The organism is Bacillus sp. FSL K6-0042 (assembly GCF_038006685.1).
Taxonomy (GTDB): domain Bacteria; phylum Bacillota; class Bacilli; order Bacillales; family Bacillaceae_G; genus Bacillus_A; species Bacillus_A pseudomycoides.
Genome location: NZ_JBBOVS010000001.1, coordinates 1,548,693 through 1,571,045, shown reverse-complemented (window position 1 = coordinate 1,571,045; position 22,353 = coordinate 1,548,693). Strand labels below are relative to the sequence as shown.

Annotated in this window: 25 protein-coding genes and 2 pseudogenes; 18 read left to right on the top strand and 9 right to left on the bottom strand. The window is 34.9% G+C overall.

Going from position 1 to position 22,353, the window contains the following annotated elements; all coding sequences use genetic code 11:
- Nucleotides 1-95: 95 nt before the first annotated feature.
- The 5 genes and pseudogenes from MHH45_RS08215 to MHH45_RS08195 all read left to right on the top strand — a co-directional run.
- Nucleotides 96-827, top strand: coding sequence for a P-type ATPase (locus MHH45_RS08215; protein WP_016114169.1), 732 nt, complete (start codon nt 96-98; stop codon nt 825-827).
- A 134-nt stretch (nt 828-961) separates the two neighbouring features.
- Nucleotides 962-1,828, top strand: a complete 867-nt coding sequence (locus tag MHH45_RS08210) for a 5'-3' exonuclease (RefSeq protein ID WP_016132675.1) — start codon at nt 962-964, stop codon at nt 1,826-1,828.
- Nucleotides 1,829-2,073: 245 nt separating this feature from the next.
- Nucleotides 2,074-2,214 (top strand): FbpB family small basic protein, encoded by a 141-nt coding sequence (locus tag MHH45_RS08205; RefSeq protein WP_016114171.1) that lies wholly within the window; start codon nt 2,074-2,076, stop codon nt 2,212-2,214.
- Nucleotides 2,215-2,253: 39 nt separating this feature from the next.
- A pseudogene (locus MHH45_RS08200) lies at nt 2,254-3,033 on the top strand (AMP-binding enzyme); the annotation flags it as partial.
- Nucleotides 3,034-3,198: 165 nt separating this feature from the next.
- A pseudogene (locus tag MHH45_RS08195) lies at nt 3,199-3,693 on the top strand (GNAT family N-acetyltransferase); the annotation flags it as partial.
- 50 nt (nt 3,694-3,743) lie between these two features.
- Here MHH45_RS08195 and MHH45_RS08190 read toward each other — a convergent pair.
- Nucleotides 3,744-4,304, bottom strand: a complete 561-nt coding sequence (locus MHH45_RS08190; RefSeq protein WP_003196473.1) for a cysteine hydrolase family protein — start codon at nt 4,302-4,304, stop codon at nt 3,744-3,746.
- Nucleotides 4,305-4,678: 374 nt separating this feature from the next.
- Here MHH45_RS08190 and MHH45_RS08185 point away from each other — a divergent pair, with 374 nt between their 5' ends.
- Nucleotides 4,679-4,939, top strand: a complete 261-nt coding sequence (locus MHH45_RS08185) for a DUF6123 family protein (RefSeq protein WP_016114174.1) — start codon at nt 4,679-4,681, stop codon at nt 4,937-4,939.
- Between the two features lie 2 nt (nt 4,940-4,941).
- Here the strand turns inward: MHH45_RS08185 and MHH45_RS08180 are convergent, their stop codons facing one another.
- The 3 genes from MHH45_RS08180 to MHH45_RS08170 form a co-directional block, all read right to left on the bottom strand.
- Nucleotides 4,942-5,847, bottom strand: coding sequence for a DMT family transporter (locus MHH45_RS08180; protein ID WP_016114175.1), 906 nt, complete (start codon nt 5,845-5,847; stop codon nt 4,942-4,944).
- A 13-nt stretch (nt 5,848-5,860) separates the two neighbouring features.
- On the bottom strand, nt 5,861-6,247 hold the full coding sequence (locus MHH45_RS08175) for a reverse transcriptase-like protein (RefSeq protein ID WP_016114176.1): 387 nt from the start codon (nt 6,245-6,247) through the stop codon (nt 5,861-5,863).
- 95 nt (nt 6,248-6,342) lie between these two features.
- Entirely contained in the window at nt 6,343-7,215 is an 873-nt protein-coding gene (locus MHH45_RS08170; protein WP_016114177.1) for an aldose 1-epimerase family protein, read from the bottom strand.
- Between the two features lie 877 nt (nt 7,216-8,092).
- On the opposite strand from MHH45_RS08170, the gene MHH45_RS08165 reads away from it, so the two are divergent.
- Nucleotides 8,093-8,752 carry a ribonuclease H family protein gene (locus MHH45_RS08165; protein ID WP_088094058.1) on the top strand — a complete coding sequence of 220 codons (660 nt, stop codon included), beginning with the start codon at nt 8,093-8,095 and terminating at the stop codon, nt 8,750-8,752.
- Between the two features lie 12 nt (nt 8,753-8,764).
- The gene (locus MHH45_RS08160) at nt 8,765-8,941 is read left to right on the top strand and encodes a zinc-finger domain-containing protein (RefSeq protein ID WP_088094059.1); all 177 of its coding nucleotides are present in this window, start codon (nt 8,765-8,767) and stop codon (nt 8,939-8,941) included.
- A gap of 31 nt (nt 8,942-8,972) precedes the next feature.
- Here the strand turns inward: MHH45_RS08160 and MHH45_RS08155 are convergent, their stop codons facing one another.
- On the bottom strand, nt 8,973-9,221 hold the full coding sequence (locus tag MHH45_RS08155) for a DUF2564 family protein (RefSeq protein WP_003206638.1): 249 nt from the start codon (nt 9,219-9,221) through the stop codon (nt 8,973-8,975).
- A 120-nt stretch (nt 9,222-9,341) separates the two neighbouring features.
- Nucleotides 9,342-9,539, bottom strand: coding sequence for a cold shock-like protein CspB (gene cspB, locus MHH45_RS08150; RefSeq protein WP_003196492.1), 198 nt, complete (start codon nt 9,537-9,539; stop codon nt 9,342-9,344).
- A 269-nt stretch (nt 9,540-9,808) separates the two neighbouring features.
- On the opposite strand from cspB, the gene MHH45_RS08145 reads away from it, so the two are divergent.
- From MHH45_RS08145 to MHH45_RS08115, 7 genes are all read left to right on the top strand, one after another.
- Nucleotides 9,809-10,537 carry a YqcI/YcgG family protein gene (locus MHH45_RS08145; protein WP_016114179.1) on the top strand — a complete coding sequence of 243 codons (729 nt, stop codon included), beginning with the start codon at nt 9,809-9,811 and terminating at the stop codon, nt 10,535-10,537.
- A 141-nt stretch (nt 10,538-10,678) separates the two neighbouring features.
- Nucleotides 10,679-11,311 (top strand): LysE family transporter, encoded by a 633-nt coding sequence (locus tag MHH45_RS08140; RefSeq protein ID WP_016114180.1) that lies wholly within the window; start codon nt 10,679-10,681, stop codon nt 11,309-11,311.
- A 19-nt stretch (nt 11,312-11,330) separates the two neighbouring features.
- Nucleotides 11,331-11,624 carry a hypothetical protein gene (locus MHH45_RS08135; RefSeq protein ID WP_016114181.1) on the top strand — a complete coding sequence of 98 codons (294 nt, stop codon included), beginning with the start codon at nt 11,331-11,333 and terminating at the stop codon, nt 11,622-11,624.
- Between the two features lie 83 nt (nt 11,625-11,707).
- Nucleotides 11,708-12,337 (top strand): sterol desaturase family protein, encoded by a 630-nt coding sequence (locus tag MHH45_RS08130; protein WP_016114182.1) that lies wholly within the window; start codon nt 11,708-11,710, stop codon nt 12,335-12,337.
- 192 nt (nt 12,338-12,529) lie between these two features.
- The gene (locus MHH45_RS08125) at nt 12,530-12,871 is read left to right on the top strand and encodes a DUF485 domain-containing protein (RefSeq protein ID WP_016114183.1); all 342 of its coding nucleotides are present in this window, start codon (nt 12,530-12,532) and stop codon (nt 12,869-12,871) included.
- Nucleotides 12,872-12,873: 2 nt separating this feature from the next.
- Entirely contained in the window at nt 12,874-14,424 is a 1,551-nt protein-coding gene (locus MHH45_RS08120; protein ID WP_016114184.1) for a solute symporter family protein, read from the top strand.
- 189 nt (nt 14,425-14,613) lie between these two features.
- Nucleotides 14,614-15,969, top strand: a complete 1,356-nt coding sequence (locus tag MHH45_RS08115; protein ID WP_016114185.1) for an aspartate aminotransferase family protein — start codon at nt 14,614-14,616, stop codon at nt 15,967-15,969.
- A gap of 112 nt (nt 15,970-16,081) precedes the next feature.
- Here the strand turns inward: MHH45_RS08115 and MHH45_RS08110 are convergent, their stop codons facing one another.
- Entirely contained in the window at nt 16,082-17,239 is a 1,158-nt protein-coding gene (locus MHH45_RS08110; RefSeq protein WP_088094060.1) for a cation:proton antiporter, read from the bottom strand.
- 294 nt (nt 17,240-17,533) lie between these two features.
- On the opposite strand from MHH45_RS08110, the gene MHH45_RS08105 reads away from it, so the two are divergent.
- Both MHH45_RS08105 and MHH45_RS08100 read left to right on the top strand, forming a co-directional pair.
- The gene (locus tag MHH45_RS08105; RefSeq protein ID WP_016114187.1) at nt 17,534-18,367 is read left to right on the top strand and encodes a MerR family transcriptional regulator; all 834 of its coding nucleotides are present in this window, start codon (nt 17,534-17,536) and stop codon (nt 18,365-18,367) included.
- A gap of 94 nt (nt 18,368-18,461) precedes the next feature.
- Nucleotides 18,462-19,817, top strand: coding sequence for an MATE family efflux transporter (locus MHH45_RS08100; RefSeq protein ID WP_016114188.1), 1,356 nt, complete (start codon nt 18,462-18,464; stop codon nt 19,815-19,817).
- 147 nt (nt 19,818-19,964) lie between these two features.
- Here the strand turns inward: MHH45_RS08100 and MHH45_RS08095 are convergent, their stop codons facing one another.
- Nucleotides 19,965-20,576: a hypothetical protein gene (locus MHH45_RS08095; RefSeq protein ID WP_088094061.1), complete on the bottom strand. Its 612-nt coding sequence runs from the start codon at nt 20,574-20,576 to the stop codon at nt 19,965-19,967.
- 119 nt (nt 20,577-20,695) lie between these two features.
- Here MHH45_RS08095 and MHH45_RS08090 point away from each other — a divergent pair, with 119 nt between their 5' ends.
- A complete protein-coding gene (locus tag MHH45_RS08090; RefSeq protein WP_016132677.1) occupies nt 20,696-21,025 on the top strand; it encodes a hypothetical protein in 330 nt (109 codons plus the stop codon).
- 338 nt (nt 21,026-21,363) lie between these two features.
- Here MHH45_RS08090 and MHH45_RS08085 read toward each other — a convergent pair whose 3' ends face one another.
- Entirely contained in the window at nt 21,364-22,347 is a 984-nt protein-coding gene (locus tag MHH45_RS08085) for a phosphotransferase enzyme family protein (RefSeq protein ID WP_077295292.1), read from the bottom strand.
- Between the last annotated feature and the right edge of the window lie 6 nt (nt 22,348-22,353).

The window sequence follows — 22,353 nt, the reverse complement described above, 5'->3', positions numbered from 1 at the left end:
ACACTTTAACTGAGTTTAGGAATATCCATTGTTAAAGTGAGATAAATTGAGAAACAAAGCGTTTCTTCCTATGTTATAAAGGAGGAGACGATAATATGTTATATGTAAACAAACTTGTGGGTAACACTTCTTATAAACAAAGTAAAAAAATAATGAAAGAACAATCTATGTTAAAACAAAATAGAGACTTGTTAATTGAAATTGCAACGAGAGATGTGAAATCTGTATTTGCTTATTTTAAAACAACAAGAGATGGTCTTTCTATTAAAGAAGCACAGAAACGTATTCACGTGTACGGAAAAAATGAATTATCTTCAAAGCGAGCAATTCTTTCGGATGTAATGATGAAATTAGGCGAAATGATTCCTGGATTTGTAAAGCAACGTGTTCATAATGAAAATCAGTGTGAGATTGTGACGGTTACCGTTTCTAGAGTAGAAGGATGTACAAATGTAGGTATGAATAGTGAATCAAGAATAATGAAACTTCCAGTTGAGGAGCTAGTTCCAGGGGATATGGTTTTTCTTTCAGCAGGTGATACAGTTCCAGCTGATGTACGTATTGTTTATGCGGAAGATTTGCTAGTAAATGAATCGGTGTTAACAGGGAAAGAAATAAATGTAGAGAAATTTGAAAGCTGTTATCACCTTGAACGCAAACGTTTTATTCCATTAAAACGTATGAAAGACTACAATCCACTTCAACTTGAAAATGTATGTTTTAAAGGTACACATATTGTAAACGGAACTGCGAAGGCTGTGGTCGTTTCAACAGGTAAAAACACGTATTCTGGATTGCTTCATACATGCTGTAGCCAAACATCTTGAGCTGTTAATGGTGCTAAATATATGAAAACATTGTATAATAGATAAAGTTGAACAGAAACGTAGAATGGTAATCTATTTATATAACCTTACGTGATAACGTGAGGTTATTATTTTTTGTTAGTAGGAGAGGAATTATGAAAAAAGTATTGTTAGTTGATGGCATGGCACTATTATTTCGTGCTTTTTACGCAACAAGTGTTTACGGCCAATTTATGAAACGACAAGATGGTACCCCAACAAACGGGATTCATGGTTATATGAAACATTTATTAACAGCGGCGCAAGCGATTGAACCGACGCATATTGTAACGTGCTGGGATATGGGAAGTACGACATTCCGAACAGAATCTTTCTCAAACTATAAAGCAAATCGTGCAGCACCACCAGAAGAATTGATTCCGCAATTTGATCTCGTGCAAGAGATGACATCGAAGTTATCTATTCCTGTAATTGGACTGAAAGGCTATGAGGCTGATGACTGTATTGGTACGTTGGCAAAAGAATACGCTAGTGAGGCAGAAGTATATATTTTAACAGGTGATACAGATTTATTACAGCTTGTTGATACAAATGTTACGGTAATGCTTCTTCGTAAAGGTATTGGAAACTATGAGTATTATACGCCAGAGAAGATTAGGGAAGAAAAGGGTGTAGAACCTTGGCAAATCGTTCATGCAAAAGCGTTTATGGGGGACACGAGTGATAATTATCCAGGTGTAAAAGGAATTGGCGAAAAGACAGCGTATAAACTAATTCAAGAACACGGAACCGTAGCGGCAGTATTAGAAAATATAGTGGCATTAACAAAAGCACAGCGTACAAAAATTGAAAATGATTTGGAGAATTTAAACATATCATTACAATTAGCACAAATTCATTGTGAAGTTCCGATTTCATGCTTGCTAGAAGAAGGACTGCATACAATTGATGAAGAGAAAGTACGATTTGTTTGCGACCAAATGAACTGGGGAAGACCTGAAATATTTATAAATATGCTGTAAAAGCAATGCTAGGGAGATTGCTTACAACTATAGATAACGTCTGATCAAATATATTTTGATTAGGCGTTATTTTTTATGTGATTTCTTTTAATCGATAAAGTTATCAGAAAAAATACTTAGTTTTCATTTGGAATTCAAATAGATTTCACACGAATCTTTTATTATAAGACTACACAGATAATTACTTATCTTTTATATAAATGATCCTTTGATAATTTATTTGTAATCATGAAGGAGGAAAAAACATGCGAAAAAAAATAAGAAAATCCTTTAAACAATTATTGATAGAGAATAAACAATTATTATTAAGTGATAAAGAGAATTTAAGAGAAATAGAGGAAAAAATTGAAAAAAGGCATGTATCGTATCGTCTATCCAGTAATTGAATAAGATGAAATTTTCTGTGAGATCCCTTCATTTATAACTCTGAAGGGATTTTATTTGAAAATGTGAAAACAGATGTATGGCTTGTTTCGACCAGTGGAGGAACGGATGTATGTACTGCATTTGTTGGTGGCTCTCCTATATTGCCTGTTTACGCAGGTGAAATACAAACTCGTTCTTTAGGTGCAAACGTACAATCATTTGATGATGAAGGGAATTCGATTACTAATGAAGTTGGAGAGTTGGTTATAACTTCTCAAATGCCATCTATGCCTATATATTTATGGGGAGATGACAATAATAAGCGTTATCTTGAAAGTTATTTTGAGATGTATCCAGGGATTTGGCGACATGGTGATTGGATCAAATTTGATGATAAAGGGAGCTGTGTTATCTTCGGGCGATCAGACTCTACGATCAATCGGCTAGGTGTACGTCTAGGGACGAGCGAAATCTATCGTATAGTTGAGTCCCTGGATGCCATTATGGAGAGTTTAGTAGTAGATTTAGAGCTCCTTGGACGTAAATCATTTATGCCGCTATTCGTTGTGTTAAAACCTGGAGTGAATATGAGTAATGATCTAAAAGAAGCAATAAAAGCTGAAATAAAACAAAAGGTTTCACCCCGATTTGTCCCTGATGAAGTTTACGTAGTAGAGCAAATTCCAAAAACATTGAGTGGAAAGAAATTAGAAGTTCCAATTCGAAAAATTCTATTAGGGTTTCCAGCAGAAAAGGTAGTCAATCAAGGTTCCATGGTCAATCCTGAATCATTAAGCTTTTTTATGGATTTAGCACAAATTATCAATAAGCAAGAATAATAGAGTTCTTCCTTATTTATCCTGCTATTCGTGGGCAGTAAGATCTCCACCTCAAGATTCAAAGAAAAACGAGGAAGGTAGGTGGGGATCGGGCTGCCCGTAAAAAAAAACGATTGGTGAGGGCTAATAATCAGTGGTGGATGAAGAAAACCCCCACTGATTAAAGTTTCAAAGTATATATGTAATCAGTATGTAATTCCTAAAGATTACGATAGAAATGAGCAACATATTTTTATGGATTATGATAAGGGAGATAGTAATGGGATTGTGAAGTTAGATGAAGCCGCTTTCGGGGTAAATAGAAGTAATTTTATACAGAGAAGAATTGAACAATCTGAGCAATGTATAGTTGTAAAAGACAAAGAAAATTATATTGTGGGATATGGAATGAGCGTACAAACTCCAGAAAATAGAATTATAGGACCAATTGTCGCGCTGAATGATCATATCGCAACTACAATTGTTCATCATTTGGCAAAAGATTATAAAGGAAGACTTAGAATTGATGTACTAGAAGGAAAAGAATTTTTTATGACAGTGCTCGAGACAGTTGGATTTCAAAAGGTAAATCAACCGCCAATTATGTTGAAAAACAGCACTCAATTTTTGAAAAGAAATGGTGAATTATATGGAATTGCTGCACAGATATTTATAAATTAAAAAGATTCCTTTTAAAAAAGGAATCTTTTTAATTTATAAATGTGATTTTTCTATTCTCGATATTGATTATGAATAGGGGAAAATAGATCTTCTTCGACATCTCTAACAACAGAAAAATGATCGACATTATAATGGCCATGTAGTGTTTTATTATGATGTTCAATAATTTTTTTTGCTGATAAAATCGTAGAATCATTCGTGGAATGCCCATTTTTAATTAAAGTGACATCAAATCCCTGTACAGTTGCTGTTCTAACGGCAGTATCAATACAATGCTCGGTTTTGCAGCCGCCTATAACGAGATGACCAATTTCTTTCTCTTTTAAAATGGCATGTAAAGAGGTGTTATAAAATGAATTGGTGGCTTGTTTGTCTATGATTTGTGCTGCATGCGGAATTCTGAGTTCCTCATGTACTTGAAATCCTTTCCCCATACCAGAAGCAACATCAGTATCTCTGACGAAAATAATAAGAGCATTGGATTGAATTGCTTTTTGAATGGCTATATTTATGTTCGTTAATAATTGCTCTTTATGAAATACTGCAGATTCTTGCTCGTTTCCATCAATAAGTTCTTGTTGAGCATCAATAATTAATAGAGCTTGTTTCATTATATTTCTCCTTTTTATTTCGTGATTTGTAGGTAATAAGTTTGTCTCGATGTTTAGAATATAGATAGAGAGACAGGTACGGAATAAAGAAAATTCCCGTTGATTAAAGTCACACTTTATTTATTTCGTGATGCTGTAGATGAATCCTTTTTATATAAGGGAATTATTTCATTTTCTTTATTGATCTTCACATCATGTAATACCTTACAATATAACCAAGGAGAGAAAGTGAAAATTAGTGAAGTAATTAGTGTTGTTTTTATCTTTTAGGAAATCAAGAAATCTAAGAGAGATTGTCAAGGAAAAGTCATTCTCATAAAGCCTAAAAACATGTATGATAGGAAGTGGAGAATTTTTTGGTAGGTGGGAACAGCATGCAAACGGTACAAGATTATCTTTCATTCTTACACACAAAAGGATTTAAATTATCAGAGGATGCACAAGGGTTTATTAGGTTTGGTCAAGGATATACGGGTGCATCTGATGGGCTTGTGAATGCAGCGATTGAAGCAACAATTAAACATCAATTACAGTTTGATGGTAGTTATTTTATCGCTTTATTAGAGCGTTTGAAGGAAGAGAAAATTACCGATAAAAAAAGCGCAAAGGCTTTTATGCGGACGTTACAAGCGTAACTTCACGCAGCCTGCGCTTCTTTTTTTGCTTTTGAAGGAAGTTCAACGAAGATCATGCCTAAGAAAATACAAAGGCAACCAAGTACTGAAGGAATAGAAAGCTGTTCGTTTGCGACAAGAACACCTGTTAATGCAGCAAAGACAGGTTCCATTGCAAAAATAATGGCAACTCTCGTTGGAGAGGTATGTTTTTGCGCAGCTGTTTGAATAAAAAAAGCGATGGATGTTGCGAACACGGATGTTGCAAGTAGAGCAAATAAAAAAGCAGAATTCGTCCATAAAGAGATTGAAAATAACTTTTTCCAGTCCTCGAATAAAAAAGCACAGATAGAAGAGAAAATTCCAACGGATAATACTTGAGCTGTACTTAATAATAAAGGGGATATTTTTTTAGAAAAGACTCCGTTAATGAGAATATGGGCTGCAAAAGCAATTGCACAGCCGAGAACAAGTATATCACCAATATTCAATTGAAAAGAATCACCAGCGGTTAGTAAATATAAGCCTGCTGTTGCAGCAGTAATGCCAAGTATGATAAAAGGTGTAACTCTTTGTTTTAAAAAGATAAATGAAAGAATCGGAACCATAACAATGCTGAGTCCAGTTAGAAATCCTGCTTTAGAAGAAGTGGTATAGAGTAATCCAAATGTTTGTAATAAATAACCGATAAATAAGAAAAATCCGATAATTAAACCAGCAATGCTACTATGTTGAACTTCTTGTTTTGAAGTTTTTTTCGAGAATATAAATTGGACAAATAATAAAATGATTCCAGCAAATAAAAAGCGAACACCATTAAAAGTAAATGGCCCAACAAATGACATTGCATTTTGAACGACAACAAATGTGGCTCCCCAAATAAAGGAGACAAATAATAAAGCGAGAGGAGCAATCCATCCTTTTTTCACACTAAAACCCCCATTAATTTTGTAAAATGGCTTTTCTTGCTAATTCATCGGCAACTTTGTTTTGACTACTTGGAATCCACTTTATAAAGAAAAGATCAAAGCTTTTGATGTACGCTAGTGCTTCTTCTAAAAGTGGTGCATACGTTTTGTTTTTTGCATATTCTTTTTCTACAGCACGTTCAACAAGCTGTGAATCTGTGCGAAAAGATACAATGCTATAATTATGTTCCATGCAATATTTTAATGCGGTCAGTAATGCATGATATTCAGCTTCATGGTTGGACATGATTCCAAGTGGCAGTGATAATTGCACAGGTGGCTGCACACCTTTAATAAAAATTCCAGCGCCAGAAGGGCCTGGATTTCCCTTTGATGCACCATCAATATATACTTCAATCAAAATTGAATACCTCCATTATTATATAGCGTTAGCTGATAGTAATCACCCCGCCTAAAAATCTCTAGGGGCGGGGGATAGAATATGAAAAATGCACTTTATCCAATTGTAATGCTGTAGCGACATGTAAACGTTTCATTTGCTTGTAAGGACTGTACGCCTTTTTTCTCTTTGAAATCTTTAGCTGCTTCTACCTCATCAGCAATTCCATACCACGGTTCGATACATAAGAAAGGAGCGTCATTTCCTGGTGTCCACACACCAACGAATGGGAAACTTTCAAATGCTACTTTTACAAACTTATTATGTTTATGAGAGCGAATGGAAATTTCATTTGTATTCATATTTTCAAAAATAAGGGCATCATTTTTGAATAAATCGTATGTAAGTGGTAATTCTGCCTTGTTTTCAACCATTAGTTGTTTTTCTTGTGAAAGAAATGGTCCTTCTAGAACGCTTGTTTCTAAATATTCAGGGCCATTAAATGATAAATGGTAATCTGTAAATGATTCACCTTCTACTAAAGGACAATTGAAGCCTGGATGTGCTCCGATAGAAAAGAACATTTCTTTTGAAGTAGGGTTGATAACTTCATAAGTAATATGTATATTTTGCTCGTCTAGTTCATAAGAAACACGTAACTCAAACTCGTACGGATATTTTTGTAAAGTTTCTTGATTACTAGTGGCTGCATATGTAATCTTTGTTTCACTTTGTTCTGTTACTGAAAATGTAAGGTCACGGGCGAAACCATGTTGTGTTAATGAATACGGTTTACCATCTACATAATATGTATCGCTCACTAACCTACCAACAATTGGGAATAAAATTGGTGCACGGCGCCCCCAATAGTTAGGATCACCTTGCCACATATATTCTGTGTTATCTTCTTTTAAGCGGACGCTTTGTAACTCTGCACCTTTTTCAGAGATGGAAACGATCACTTTTTCATTTTGAATTGTTGCTGTCATGAAGTGAAACCTCCTAAATCTTTCATATCCTGTATTATACGTGGTCTATAAGAAAAAGGGTAGTGGATGGTAGGAATCTATTGACGAATGGTTTGCTATTGCGTACAGTATAAAATTGTTGTTTAAAAACGAATCACGTGGTTCGAAACCATCATCCCACGTAAAGGTATGCCTGTTATGTATTGGATTAATAAACGAGTGCAATTTGAAAAGGTGATGTAATAAATAAAGAGGCTGAACCAAATCGAAAGGATTGGGTAGCCTCTTTATTTGTATATAAGTAAGTTCTCTCAGTATATCTAATAGCAGTAAAGAAACCGAGATTCAGAAAAAAATTGCATTTGTTGGATTAGGGACTTTAATGATTGTGATGTTAGAATTGATAGTTTTTTCATTACTATAACACGTGACTGAATTTTCTTTTTTGTTTTCGAAGAGGATAAGGGCTAAATTTAAGTTAGTATTTCTATAAGTAATCGCTTTATCCCGATTTGTGAGGACTGATTAAAGTTTCGTTTTATCCCGCATTAACGGACAGTAAGATCCCTACCTCAAGATCCAGAGAGAAATGTGGAAGATAGGCGGGGGATAACTGCTCGTAAAAGCCCGATTGGTTAACCATCAGTGGAGGATGAAGAAAAACCCCACTGATGGAAGTTTCACTTTATCTCAAAATTTTGAGGAGTTCAAAGGACTTTGATGGAGGATGAAGCCCCTCTAATCATACAGACTCTCCTCTTTCTTGTGAGTTAGGAGAGCAGTCTAAGTTAAGTTCAGATAATGGTAGTTACTTACAATATGATTTGATTCATTCGCATATAATACTGTGACTCTTGGTAAAATAAAAATATGAAGTCTTATATAAGGGGAAAATAGTATGAAGTATAAAATGAATTGGTTGTATAAAACAAAACATGGTCTTCAAACAGAATTAATAACAGATTATATGAGTATGGAAGAAGCTCTCCAATTTGCAGTGGATTTTGAGAAAACGGGAAGAGTAAAAGAACTCGTATTTTACGATGAAATGGGCGCGGAATGGACGCTGAAAGAAATGAAAAAATTGAGTAAACAAGTGGAAGAAGATCCGCAAGAAATTTGCATTTACTTTGATGGAGGGTATGACATCGAAACGAAAGAGGCGGGACTTGGAATATGCGTGTACTATAAAAAAGGGAAAAAAGTGTATCGTGTTCGTCGAAATGCTTACATAGAAGGTATATATGATAATAATGAGGCAGAGTATGCAGCGTTATTATATGGAATGGATGTATTGGAAGAATTAGGAATAAAATATGAATCAGTTACGCTTTATGGTGATTCTCAAGTCGTACTTCAGCAATTAGCTGGACAGTGGCCATGCTATGATGAACATTTGAATCACTATTTAGATCAAATTGAACAAAAAGCAAAGCAAATGAAATTGAAGCTTGTCTGTGAGCCAGTAACAAGAAAACAAAATAAAGAAGCACATCAATTGGCCGCGCAAGCATTGGAAGGGACACCGATCGATAGTCATAAGGAAGTAACAGAATAGAGAGGTGCACTGGTGAATAAGAAGCAGCTCATTATAGAGGTAAATGATTTATTAGAGACGTATTGTGGAGGGTGTTTTTTACAAGAACACTATAGAAAAACACAAAGTAAGTACTATGCCCATTCTTTTTGTATTCGGCAATGCACAGTGGGAGCGAAGTTAAAAGAATATGGCAATCAATTATCATAAAAAACATCCAGAGGTAGCTCTGGATGTTTTTTTAATGCTTAGCTTCTTTCAATTGGTGTTCGCATAGGCTTAGTTTTTTTTCTTCATTCATTAAGAAAGGCTCGTCTAAATCTGTTGCAACAGATTTCATTGTTTCAAGCTGAGAGCGTGCAGATTCTACTGCAGTTGTCGCGTGCTGCAGTGATTCAGGATCCATTGTAATTGTTGCAGAACCTACCATTTTTTGTGCTGTTTCTACGCGGAATTTTACTTCTTCAAAATCATTTACATGTGAACCCATTGTCGATTCCTCCTTTGTATTCTGTCACATTTCACATAGTTTTTACTCTGTAAAAAGGAAATATACAAAGGAATAACAAAGGAGGTTACCAAATAAGGTAACCTCCTGTTATATGTTGGATTAAAGTTTTACTACGTTAGCAGCTTGTGGTCCACGGTTTCCTTCAACGATGTCGAAAGATACTTCTTGACCTTCTTCTAAAGCTTTGTAGCCTTCGCCTTGAATAGCTGTGAAATGTACGAATACATCGTCAGCACCTTCAATTTCGATAAATCCAAAACCTTTTTCGTTGTTAAACCATTTTACTTTTCCTTGCATGTTACAATTCCTCCTAAAAAACGATTCCTTTTTCATTTAGTGAATTTCATTTGAAATATTTGTGAATTCATAAAACTGAAAATGCTATATTATCGAATATTCTGCTAAATGATATTTTAAATATACACGAAATGGTAGATTTTAGTCAAGTAAGCGGTTTTATCTTTTTGTATTTTTAAATAATTTTTCACACAAGTTTTTAAAATGGTATAGGACAACTTTTATTCTTAATATGCTTAAATGAATGCTGTACATAATGAGGTGAGAGAATGAGTAAGTCTTATTTGTTAGATAATCAAGAAATTAAAACTAGGGGTGATATACCAAGTTGGGTTTCAAAAGAATTTGAGAATTTTTCTAATGTTGTATTAGAGCCAACTTTTCCGTGCTATTTTGGCTTAACGGCCTTAAAGAAAAATGAACTTCGTTACTCGTTTTTATCTCAGGATGATTGGAGTCATTTACCCAAGACTCTGTTTTCTTTTTTACAGTTAATGAATGAGCGACCAGTTGTAAGAAGAGGTTTTTTTCTTTTTGTTGAGCCAGAGTGTGAAGAGAGATCGCTCGAATATTACCGCACGTACTTTTGGAGAGTGCTACAATATTTACATGAAAAGGATGAAAAGCCATGGCCAGAGCAAATTCCAAAAAATCCAGATCATTACTTATGGGAATTTTCATTTGGTGGTGAGCCGATGTTTGCATTTGGGAATGCTCCTGCCTATAAACAGAGAAAAACGAGGCATTTAGGAAATTCGCTCATTATAGGATTTCAGCCACGGATCATATTTGATGGATTAGAAGGAGATCGACCGAAAGGGGCATATTCCAGACAAACGGTTAGAGAACGAGTGGAAAAGTGGGATCGGCTGCCGAAACATCCCAATATTAGTCACTATGGTGATCCAAATCATCAGGAATGGAAACAATATTTTATTGGAGATGACATCGAACCAATCGAAGGGAAATGTCCATTTCATCATAAAGTACTAAAATGAAAGCCATCATTAAGGATGGCTTTTTTGCATGTTTTGGATAAAAAAGGGCATTTTATATATGTATATTTTTTATAAAAGCTAGTCTATTTTTAGTACTATTTACATTAGCTAATAGTAAAACGATATAGAAAGGATAGAGCGATGTTTGGAGCAATTATACAGCAATTTATACTAGGAATTTCATTAGCGGCACCAGTAGGGCCAATTAATATTGAAATGTTAAAAAGAGGGATTGAACGTGGGTTTTGGCATGCTTGGCTTGTTGGGATAGGAGGCATGAGTGCAGATATTTTATTTATGTTGCTTATTTACTTTGGATTATCTTCTGTATTTATGTATACATATGTACAAGCATTTATGTATTGTATAGGTTTTTTCTTATTGTTTTATTTAGGATTTCAAAGTGTAAAACAAGGAATTTTACATTCAAATATGGAATATAAACAAGAAGAGGTAGGTGGACTTCGTCAATCCTTTATGGCAGGATTTTTAATTGCGGTATCTAATCCGTTAAATCTTGTCTTTTGGTTTGGTGTATATGGGAGTACGCTTAGTTCACTGCTCACGAAAGTAACAAAACAAGAGGCCTTTTTATATAGTCTTTGCATAATTGGTGGCATTATTTTATGGAATTTAAATATTGCCTTTTCTGTTCATTTTGGACGCACATTGCTTAAGCCAAAGGCGCTCGGTTATATTACAGCGGGAGCTGGTTTTATCTTAGTCGGGTATTCGATTCATTTTGCGTATAAAGCTTTACAGTTGTTCATATAAGATTGAAGGGGAGATTTTTATGTATCGAACCACAGTTAATGGAAAAGAAATTATCATTACATTAGCACCAAAAATCCGAAAAGAAGTAACGGATAGGGACCCTTTATATGAGGCCGTTCTTCAAACTGTTGAAAGACTACTTCAAACAAAGCAGCCAACATTTGCTGTAAATCATGCAATGCTGGGACTGATTATTGGAGAAGTACAGAGAGGTGAAGTCACTGTCTTTGCAGTTGAACATATTATACCGAAACAAAATATATTTGGTTCACAGAATTTTTTCTCTACAATAGAACAGCAAGCAAATTTGTGAGTAAAAGAGAATAAGATAGATAGAATGAAAACAGTCGTAACGATATGTTAGGGCTGTTTTTTCTAAGAAAGGGGATAGGATGAATGAAAAGGGTGATGAAGGAGTTCTTTTTCCAACATGATATTATGATTGTGTTTGGAGTATTTATATTGTTTATCATTATTTTGAAAATGCAATTATTTACAGGGGTGGCGATTCTATCATGTCTTGCGGGAATCGTTTTTTATACAATCAATGAGTATATAACACATCGGTTTTTATTTCATATGAAACCTCCTAAAAATCCATTTTTACTAAAAATGTTAAAGAGATTACATTATGATCACCATGTGTACCCGGATGATTTAAAGCTATTATTTTTACCAGTATGGTATAGCATGACAGGATTTGCAATTTATTTGTTCATTCTGTATGGACTTACAAGTAATATAACGATTACATTTTCATTTGGAATTGGGATGATTATCATGTTGCTCGTCTATGAATGGAAACATTATATAGCTCATAGACCAATCCGTCCTTTGACTGGTTTTGGTAGATGGCTAAAAAAACAACATATTTTGCATCATTATAAAAATGAAAATTATTGGTTTGGTGTGTCGAATCCAGTTTATGATTTCTTATTTGGAACTTATAAAAACGGAAAAGATGTTGAATTAAGTAGGACGGCACGTAACTTAGAAAAAGAGAAGGACAAGAAAGTGGTGCGATGAGCACTTCTTTTTATTTTAAAAAAATATATTAAAAAATTGGGGAAATATGACGAAAAATGTCTATCGAAAAATCTGTGCAGAGAAGCAAAGATTGTCTAAAATAAATGTAAGTTTCTGAATATTTATAAAATTTAGTTTTCTGTTTGTGAGGGGGAACTTGATTTAAAGAATGAGGGAGAGGGGACAGGGGAAATGAAACGAGATGATAGTTCAGCACGCAAGTTACAAAGTGAGGTGAATTATACAGAAGTCGTCCAGTCAGCGGAATTTCAAGCATTGTTAGAAAAGAAGCGGAAATTTATTGTTCCGATGAGCATTTTCTTTTTAAGCTTTTTTATTGCTCTGCCGCTTTTGACTTCTTATTCAAAAGTGTTGAATACACCAGCGTTTGGAGATGTTACATGGGCGTGGATCTTTGCTTTCGCACAATTTGTTATGACGTGGTCGTTATGTATGATGTATAGCAAAAAAGCGGAATCGTTCGATAAGACTTCACAAAAAATTCTTCAAGATATACAAAAAGGGAGGGGATAAATTTGAACGTAACGGCGTTTGCACTATTTTTGATTATCGTTCTTGGTACGCTCGTCATTACATATTTTGCATCGAAAAAGACGAAAAATGCGAGCGAGTTTTATACGGCAGGAGGAGGCTTAACTGGGTGGCAAAATGGTTTGGCCATTGCGGGAGATTATATGTCAGCTGCTTCTTTTTTAGGGATTGCAGGGGCAATCGCATTAACTGGATTTGATGGTTTCTTTTATAGCATAGGCTTTCTTGTTGCCTATTTAGTTGTATTATATCTTGTTGCTGAACCGCTTAGAAACTTAGGGAAATATACATTAGCTGATATGATTGCAGCACGTTTTGATGCGAGAAAGGTGCGCGGAGTTGCAGCTTTAAATACGATGACGATTTCAATTTTCTATATGATTGCACAGCTTGTGGGAGCAGGAGCACTTATTAAATTATTATTAGGAATTGAATATACGACAGCCGTTTTAATTGTTGGAACGTTAATGACAGTGTATGTAATTTTCGGAGGTATGACAGCGACGAGTTGGGTGCAAATTGTAAAAGCAGTTTTGCTAATGGCAGGAACATTTATTATTTCAGTAATTGTATTTGCAAAATTTAATTTTAGCGTGACAGAAATGTTCGCGCAGATGAAAACGGCAACACCTCTAAAAGAGGCATTTTTAAATCCAGGTGTGAAATATAAGAATGGATTAGATACGATTTCTTTAAATTTAGGTCTTGTTTTAGGGACAGCTGGTTTACCTCATATTCTTGTTCGCTTTTTCACTGTTCGTGACGCGAAAACAGCACGTCAGTCTGTTGTATATGCAACGTGGTTAATTGGTGCATTTTATATTATGACGATTTTCTTAGGGTTTGGTGCAGCTGCATTTGTAGGAAATGCTGCAATTATTCAGGCAAATCCAGCTGGTAATATGGCAGCACCTTTATTAGCAAAAGCACTTGGAGGAGATTTCTTATTTGCATTTGTTTCTGCAATTGCATTTGCGACGATTTTAGCAGTTGTCGCTGGTTTAGTTTTAACAGCCGCTTCAGCTTTCGCACATGATTTCTATAATGAAATTATTCGCCGAGGCAAATCAACAGAAAAAGAGCAGGTGTCCATGGCACGCTATGCATCAATTGGTGTGGCAGTACTATCTATTATTTTAGCTTTATTTGCTCAAACGTTAAATGTTGCGTTTCTAGTGTCGTTAGCATTTGCGGTTGCTGCAAGTGCTAATTTACCAGTGATTTTGTTTACGATTTATTGGAAACGCTTTAATACAACAGGAGCAATTTGTGGAATGGTTGTTGGGTTAGTATCAGCTATCGTATTAGTGGTACTAAGCCCGAATGTTTGGAATCCTGAAGCTGGGAAAGCAATCTTTGTTGGAAAAGCATTATTCCCTTATACAACACCTGGAATTATTTCTATTCCACTTGGATTTTTAGCAGCGTATTTAGGGACAATCTTTTCAAGTAAGAAAGAAGATGCAGCAAAGTTCGATGAAATCCTTGTCAAATCTAACACAGGTCATGGGGTTAGTGACGTGTCTGCGCATTAAGAAGAAAGAGAGCTTTCCAGTTGCTTGGAGAGCTCTTTTGTTTTGTCATTTTGCTTGAAAATATTACTCGGCAGTTGGTAGGATTTGTTTTGTTCATGTGGAATGAAAATAAATAGGGGAAAGTTTTACCTCATCATGGGCCAGTACAGCTTGGAAAAATATAAGTTGTTTTGGAAGGTGGAATGTATGATGAAAACGAAACAATCAGATGCATTATTAGCAAAGGATGAAAAGTATGTGTGGCATGGAATGCGTCCTTTTAGTCCAAATAGTACAATGGTTGGGGCAAAAGCAGAAGGATGCTGGGTAGAAGATATAGAGGGAAAACGGTACTTGGATGGGATGAGTGGGCTTTGGTGTGTGAATAGTGGATATGGAAGAAAAGAGCTTGCTGAAGCAGCGTACGCGCAATTGCAAAAACTATCATATTTTCCAATGTCACAATCTCATGAACCTGCAATTCAGCTTGCTGAAAAGTTAAATGAATGGCTGGGAGGAGAGTACGTTATTTTCTTCTCTAATAGTGGATCGGAAGCGAATGAAACAGCATTTAAAATTGCTCGTCAATATTATGCATATAAGGGTGAGCCGCACCGTTATAAATTTATGTCACGTTATCGTGGTTATCATGGAAATACAATGGCGACGATGGCAGCGACAGGACAGGCACAGCGGAGGTATCAGTATGAGCCGTTTGCTTCTGGTTTTTTACATGTTACGCCACCAGATTGTTACCGGATGCCAGAGATTGCGTCACAAGATATTTATGATGTAGAGTGTGTGAAAGAAATTGATCGTGTTATGACGTGGGAACTAAGTGAAACGATAGCTGGATTGATTATGGAACCAATTATTACAGGCGGAGGAATTTTGATGCCCCCGCAAGATTATATGAAAGCTGTTCATGAGACGTGTCAAAAACATGGTGCATTGCTAATTAGTGACGAAGTAATTTGTGGTTTCGGTCGTACAGGAAAAGCGTTTGGTTTTATGAATTATGATGTAAAGCCTGATATCATTACAATGGCAAAAGGGATTACAAGTGCATACTTACCGTTATCAGCAACAGCAGTGAAGAAAGAGATTTATGAAGCATTTAAAGGAAAGGGAGAATATGAATTTTTCCGTCATATTAACACGTTTGGCGGGAATCCAGCTGCTTGTGCGTTAGCACTTAAAAACTTAGAAATTATGGAAAACGAAAATTTAATTGAGCGTTCTGCACAAATGGGATCGCTTTTATTAGAGCAATTAAAAGAAGAAATAGGAGATGATCATCCACTTGTTGGAGATATTAGAGGGAAAGGGTTGCTAGTTGGCATTGAGCTGGTAAATGACAAAGGAACAAAAGAACCAATTGATAATGATAAAATTGCCAGTGTAGTGAATGCTTGTAAAGAAAAAGGATTAATCATTGGACGTAACGGAATGACAACAGCAGGCTATAATAATGTTTTAACGTTAGCGCCACCTCTTATTATTTCAAGTGATGAAATTGCTTTTGTTGTCGGGACATTGAAGACAGCAATGGAACGTATTGAATAAAGGGATAGAAAAGCGAGCCGAATAGGATAGGCTCAATAAAAAATGAGATGATTGTCTTTTGAAGAGAATCATCTCGTTTTTTATATTATGAAACTAGTACTCTATATAGCTACTATGCACTTTGTTTTAATTGCTTATCTTTTACACCGAAAGAATATTTTAACATTGGTGGTGTAATCATTGTTGTTAAAATAACGACAATTATAATTGCTGTAAAGTAATCTTGTGCTAGTAGTCCAGAAGTAAGCCCCTGTCCTGCAATGATAAGAGCAACTTCACCGCGTGAAACCATTCCGGCCCCAATGATTGTAGATGATTGTAAATCAAATCCTGTCATGCGCGCTCCGAAACCACAACCAATCAGTTTTGTTAATACAGCAATTACAGTTAAAGCCAAGATAAACCATACTTTATCTCCAATGCCTGCAAACGTAATATTCATACCAATGCTTACAAAGAAGATAGGAACGAACATTGCATAAGCGATTGGTTCTACTTTCTTTTCTACTTCATGTTTGTAATCTGTTTGAGAGATAGCAATACCTGCTGCAAATGCTCCGATAATGCCTGCGATTCCTAATAGTTCACCGAAATATGCAAAAGCGAAACAAATGATAAGAGCCGCACTAATTATAGACTCTGATACGCGCAGTGGTGATAACCAACGCATAATCATTGGAACACCTTTCCAACCGATTAGGATGATAGAAAGGAAGAAAACAACCTTTTTCAAAATAATCATTGTTAAGCTCACATCACCTGAGCCTAAGAAACTCATGGCAAATGCTAGTAAAATAACAACAAGAATATCATCAAATACAGCTGCTCCCAACATTGTTGTGCTTTCCCGAGTCTTCATTTTTCCTAAGTCACGAAGTGTTTGTACAGAGATACTAACACTTGTTGCACATAGAAGTAATCCTAAAAAGACAGCATTTGCTTGTTCCATACCCATAATTAGTCCTGAAATATAACCACCTACAAATGGGAGAATAATACCGCCAACAGCAACAGCTAAGGATGAATTGCGATTTTCATTTAGTTCTTTTAAATCTGTTTCTAGACCTGCCATAAACATAAGGAGAATAACCCCTACTTGACTTAACTGTGTGAGTAAATCTGAATTGTTAACTAAACCTAATACCGCCGGACCGATTACAATACCAACAATTAATTTCCCGAGTACAGAAGGTTGCCCTAATCTCACACTAATGTCACCAGCAATTTTGGTACTTAGTAAAATTAACGCAATTTGAAAGAAAAATTCCATCTCATCTCTCCTTTTCATTTTTTGTTTTTATTAAACGATTTCTCGGAGTTTGCCTAATGTACTAATATGTAAAACACATTAAACAAGAGGTCTTTATACAGGTTCTTTTGAACTCGTAATTTGAACCTGTAATAAATATATAATAAATTTCAAGAAAAATCAATGTTAAATTGGCAGATTTTCATTGGGGATGATTCATTTTGAATAAGGAATAAATGTCTATATAATGAAGAGGAAGAAAAACAAATTTGTTTTTAAGGAATCAATTTATTTGAAAGAAACGGAGTAGAAAATATGTTATTCAATCAACGTTTTACTATTGGAGAAATGGCAAAAATGCATAATATTGCGGAGTCAACATTACGTTATTACGATGAAAAAGGTATTTTTCATCCATCCATTGTTGATCCACAAACAAATTATCGATACTACACAATCGACCAATTCTCACTTTTAGATACAATTAAATTTTTACGGCAATTAAATATTTCTTTAAAAGAAATAAAGGAATATATTGATGAAAGAAACCCATCTTATGCCCTAAATTTACTTGAAAAACACCAAAAGATGATGCTAAGAAAACAAAGAGAAATTGAATATGCTTTGGCTAAAATGAAGCATAAAATCGATTTGATGAAAGAAGCTACAAAGTCAAAAGCTAATAATGTGACATTTAAAAAATTACCAAAGAGAAAAATTACAGCGTTAGCTATTGCACCAAATATAACGGATGATATGTTTGAGTATTATATCCATTCACTTCAAAAGAATATGAAGCAAATAGATGACAGTTTATTTTCAGGAGACCTGGGTGTGACAGTGTCAAAAGAAGGGTTACTTCAAAATGAATTTCAAGCATATAATAGTGTTTTTATTCTTCTTGATTATATGCCGTTTCAAATTACTACTTCAGATGAAATTAAAGAAGGGATATTCGCCTGCTCTTATCACCATGGGCCATATGAAGAAACGGGTGGAACTTATAAGAACCTGTTAATGGATATCGAGGAGAAAGAATATGAAGTGTCTGGAGATGCGATTGAGCTTGCTTTAATTGACTGGTCTGTGACGGGAAATCCAGAAGAGCAAGTTACAGAGATACAAATTCCGGTAATAAAAAGAAAGTAAGAGGTTATATAAATGTATTTTTAATTCTCACTTGACCTTCAAGTAACTTGAAGGTTTAAAATATGAACAGAGAATTGTAAAGGAGCATTTTGTTATGGAAACAACTGAGAAATTAAGAGAAAAACCAATAAAAAGTTTATTTATATCTTATTTAATACCAGCGGTTCTCGGAATGGTATTAATGTCGGTGAATATTGTAATCGATGCCGTTATGATTAGCCGAGGTGTCGGAGCGAATGGCTTAGCGGGAGTAAACGTTGCTGTCCCGGCCTTTTCCATTTTTTTCTCGATATCATTATGGATTGGAATGGGCGGAGCTACACTGTACTCCATAGCATTAGGTGAAAATAAAATAGAGCGGGCACGGTCTATTTTTACACAATCAATGACAGTGGCGGTTGTAATTGTCGGTATTTTAATGGTCATTTGTTTATGGAGAATAGAAGATTTAGCTTATTTATTTGGAGCTAATGAAGTAATCCTACCGTACGCATTAGACTATTTAACTGTATTATTAACATTTGGAATGATATACGTATTAGAAAATATTTTAAGTACATTTATACGAAACGATGGAAATCCAAATTTAGCGATGGCGGGACTTGTTGTAACAGCGCTGTTAAATATTGCATTTGATTATATCTTTATTTTTATATTTGGTTGGGGCGTAACAGGAGCAGCGGCAGCGACTATCCTGTCAGCAGCAATTGGTTTTCTTGTTTTATTAAGTCATTTCTTTAGAAAAAGTAGTATTTTAAAATGGACCAAATTTCATTTTGAATGGGAGACTGTCAAACAAATTATGGTGATTGGTTTTCCAAGCTTTACAACAGAAATAACAGTAGCGATTGTAACAATTGGATTTAATATAGCCTTTATTCAATATGCGGGGGAATTAGGTGTTGCGTCATATGCAATGGTTAATAGTATTCACTCCATGACACTATTAGTGTTCTTTGGTGTTGGAGCAGCCTTACAACCAATTGCAAGTTTCCATTATGGTGCCAATTTACCGGAACGGTTGAAAGAAGGACTACACTTTGCAGTAAAAACTGCTGTTGCACTTGGATGTGTAGCGATTGTGATCGGTTTATTCTTTGGGAAATATATTATCGGTTTATTTGATGTTCAGTCGACAGAATTACTCACGCTAACTGTGACGGGAATTAGCCTTTTCTTTATTCAATATGTATTTTTAGGCTATAACATTGTATACGGAGAATATTTCCAATCGGTAAGACAAACGAGGAAGTCAGTTTTTATTATTTTAAGCCGTGGTTTATTATTTATTATTCCATTATTATGGATTATGCCAAAGCTGTTTGGAGTGAATGGGATTTGGCTTGTAATGCCAGTCGCTGAATTATTAACAGCGATTATCGTATTTGGAATGAATCGTATTTCTCATCCGGTATCAGTACGAAATATAGAAAGAGAACATGTGGCATGATAGAAATCCCCTTAGTAAGTTTTATCAAGACCTAAATGGAAAAAATCATGAAAAATAAGAGGTGATACATATTAGTCATGTATAATATGTATCACCCTTTTTCAACAATCGCGCCCGATTGTTGAAGAAGAAACAACAAATTACATACTATGGTTTAATATATTCTCCTGTTGAAGCATTAAAGCCCACTGCTTTCATTTTTGTCTGGTCACTATTCCAACCTATCACTAATATTAGATTAATGTTTCTCTCTGTGTCTTTTCTAATTATAAAATTATAGCCTTTAGCCCAATCTTTACCTGGATAAATACTCCCCATTTTCAGTGCTTTTTTAAGCAATCCTGGTGAATCATACTTAATATCTTTCATTTGTATAAACACTTTTTTAGGATAAGGAGAATCATCTTTCCCAGTTAGATCCTTTTCTTCAATAATTTTCCCCTCATAGATTGTGACTAAAAATATTTTATTAGTATCTGGCACCCCAAAATCAATATTCCAGTATTTTCTTTTACCATTGCTCCCAATTGACTTCCCAGGCTTATCTCTGTCTATATTAACTCCCTGTAATAATTGAGCGTTTTTATTCCATTTCAATGCAGATGGATATGCTAATTCAATTGCTTGTATTATTGATAATTCTTGGTTTTTAACAGCTTCTAATGTATCATCAGTTGATTGTAAAGAACGAGCAGATACTTTCTCAACTGTACCAATAGAAATTAACAAAACCAAGACTACAAAAACGATTTTTTTCATTTTCTCGAACCCTTTTTATGGTATATTCTTTCCTAACTTTGTTCAATTATCCTGCATTTGATATTGGCCCTGACAGTATTACGCTATTGAATTAAAAACATATGGTGAGGAGGTGTCAAATGGAAGTAATACTTTTCTTTTTAGGGATGGTGTTCTTAATCACTTATTGTTTATTAAAGAACAAAAAAAGAATGGGTTCAACCAAAAATAAGTTGTACTTTATCAGTCTGATTTTCGCTGTTGTCTTTGCCTTCATCCCTACAACAGGAACAGATAATGGTAGTGATGGAAGTTTTCTTTACTTCGGTATACCTGCACAAAATTTCTCCTATTTCGTTAAAGGGATGTTGGGATTTAATCCATTGGGATTTGTCTTTAACTTTTTTGTGTTTTACTGGTTTTTTAAGCTAATACTAAAGGTATGGGTATTGTTGGTGAAGAAGGATTAATGAGAATAGATTTGAATATTTATTCCTTTATGGGAATGACAGGGATTTTATAAATTAGTGACTTCCGATATCATTAAAATCGCAATAAGCTAGGATTGTACAAAAACACGGCCGATTTCACTTGTCGGCCGTGTTTTCATTTGTGAAATAAGAAAGGAGAGAACAACGTTCTCCTTGTTTAATTTAAAAAATGTTTTAGACTATAGAAAAATAGTTGTAGACTGAAAAGGTGCTTTCCATACTTGAAAACACCTTTTTTATATGAATTCTGTTAAAGTTAGATTTTTACTTAGTTACCAGTAGCTCCTAGTTAGTTTAACTGCTACCAGTAATACTAACTAGAAATTATAAAGTATACGTTCTCCATTCAGGAAAGGTAGACAATGTTTTGTACATAACAAAGGCATCCGTTCTCTAATCCATGTATGAATCTTTTCATTTTCCATATGAAAAGCATAATAACCTAATACAGACATGAGCATGAATCCTTCAACAACCATCAAAATATCTTCAGGTACTTCAGTCTTTCCGAAATAACCTTCAAAAAATAAATTTCTGGTTGTAGCCGTGGAATTTAATGCCCCCATTGCCACGTCGAACAAGTAATACCCATACCCAAATAGACTGTAATCAATAAAGGCGACGCCTCCTAGTTTTGTAACAAGAACATTGCTCATGTTCAAATCCCCATGAATGATTCCCCATGCATTTAGTCCTTCTAAATTCACAAGACGTGAGCTGATCAAATTCAAAGATTTCTCGACCGTATTAAAATTAGACTGACTGAACAATCCTTTCTCAATGCCGCGATAAATTTGTTGAATCATAGTATCTATTCTTTTTGCTCCATAATTCGGTCTAACTTGTTGAAGTGCTCGGTTATATGTACGTAAATACTGATGTAATTTGGCTGTCTGAGTTCCAAACGCTTTGACTATTTTGGGATTTGAAAAGTCTTCTTTGTTTAAGGTTCGGCTATCAATCCATTTTGTAAGGGAGGTCATAGTAGTAGTTTTCTGGTAGTCAAATTCCACAATAAATTTGCCAAAACTATTTTTGATAGGGGTCTGTACTTCAAAATCTGTATTGTTAGCAATATCAAGAAGTAGTTGAAGCTCACTTGTTAATCCTTCTTTTGTGTGCTGTAGTCCAGATAAATTCTCTGTGAAAGGTTGATGAACACGTAATAAATAGATAAAGCCATCAGCTAAGTCTGTCACCTTATAGGTCATATTTTCATTATGTTTGAGAAATGTGATTTCTGGTCGAACAAGTCCATATTCACTAAGAACTTTAACTAACGTTTCATTTGGAATCCCCATTATTTT

What these genes read in the sequence shown, in the direction of transcription:
- MHH45_RS08215 (WP_016114169.1), top strand. Translation starts at nt 96, where the DNA reads ATGTTATATGTAAACAAACTTGTGGGTAACACTTCTTATAAACAAAGT.
- MHH45_RS08210 (WP_016132675.1), top strand. Translation starts at nt 962, where the DNA reads ATGAAAAAAGTATTGTTAGTTGATGGCATGGCACTATTATTTCGTGCT.
- MHH45_RS08205 (WP_016114171.1), top strand. Translation starts at nt 2,074, where the DNA reads ATGCGAAAAAAAATAAGAAAATCCTTTAAACAATTATTGATAGAGAAT.
- MHH45_RS08190 (WP_003196473.1), bottom strand. Translation starts at nt 4,304, where the DNA reads ATGAAACAAGCTCTATTAATTATTGATGCTCAACAAGAACTTATTGAT.
- MHH45_RS08185 (WP_016114174.1), top strand. Translation starts at nt 4,679, where the DNA reads ATGCAAACGGTACAAGATTATCTTTCATTCTTACACACAAAAGGATTT.
- MHH45_RS08170 (WP_016114177.1), bottom strand. Translation starts at nt 7,215, where the DNA reads ATGACAGCAACAATTCAAAATGAAAAAGTGATCGTTTCCATCTCTGAA.
- MHH45_RS08165 (WP_088094058.1), top strand. Translation starts at nt 8,093, where the DNA reads ATGAAGTATAAAATGAATTGGTTGTATAAAACAAAACATGGTCTTCAA.
- MHH45_RS08155 (WP_003206638.1), bottom strand. Translation starts at nt 9,221, where the DNA reads ATGGGTTCACATGTAAATGATTTTGAAGAAGTAAAATTCCGCGTAGAA.
- cspB (WP_003196492.1), bottom strand. Translation starts at nt 9,539, where the DNA reads ATGCAAGGAAAAGTAAAATGGTTTAACAACGAAAAAGGTTTTGGATTT.
- MHH45_RS08145 (WP_016114179.1), top strand. Translation starts at nt 9,809, where the DNA reads ATGAGTAAGTCTTATTTGTTAGATAATCAAGAAATTAAAACTAGGGGT.
- MHH45_RS08140 (WP_016114180.1), top strand. Translation starts at nt 10,679, where the DNA reads ATGTTTGGAGCAATTATACAGCAATTTATACTAGGAATTTCATTAGCG.
- MHH45_RS08135 (WP_016114181.1), top strand. Translation starts at nt 11,331, where the DNA reads ATGTATCGAACCACAGTTAATGGAAAAGAAATTATCATTACATTAGCA.
- MHH45_RS08130 (WP_016114182.1), top strand. Translation starts at nt 11,708, where the DNA reads ATGAAAAGGGTGATGAAGGAGTTCTTTTTCCAACATGATATTATGATT.
- MHH45_RS08125 (WP_016114183.1), top strand. Translation starts at nt 12,530, where the DNA reads ATGAAACGAGATGATAGTTCAGCACGCAAGTTACAAAGTGAGGTGAAT.
- MHH45_RS08115 (WP_016114185.1), top strand. Translation starts at nt 14,614, where the DNA reads ATGAAAACGAAACAATCAGATGCATTATTAGCAAAGGATGAAAAGTAT.
- MHH45_RS08110 (WP_088094060.1), bottom strand. Translation starts at nt 17,239, where the DNA reads ATGGAATTTTTCTTTCAAATTGCGTTAATTTTACTAAGTACCAAAATT.
- MHH45_RS08105 (WP_016114187.1), top strand. Translation starts at nt 17,534, where the DNA reads ATGTTATTCAATCAACGTTTTACTATTGGAGAAATGGCAAAAATGCAT.
- MHH45_RS08100 (WP_016114188.1), top strand. Translation starts at nt 18,462, where the DNA reads ATGGAAACAACTGAGAAATTAAGAGAAAAACCAATAAAAAGTTTATTT.
- MHH45_RS08095 (WP_088094061.1), bottom strand. Translation starts at nt 20,576, where the DNA reads ATGAAAAAAATCGTTTTTGTAGTCTTGGTTTTGTTAATTTCTATTGGT.
- MHH45_RS08090 (WP_016132677.1), top strand. Translation starts at nt 20,696, where the DNA reads ATGGAAGTAATACTTTTCTTTTTAGGGATGGTGTTCTTAATCACTTAT.
- MHH45_RS08085 (WP_077295292.1), bottom strand. Translation starts at nt 22,347, where the DNA reads ATGGGGATTCCAAATGAAACGTTAGTTAAAGTTCTTAGTGAATATGGA.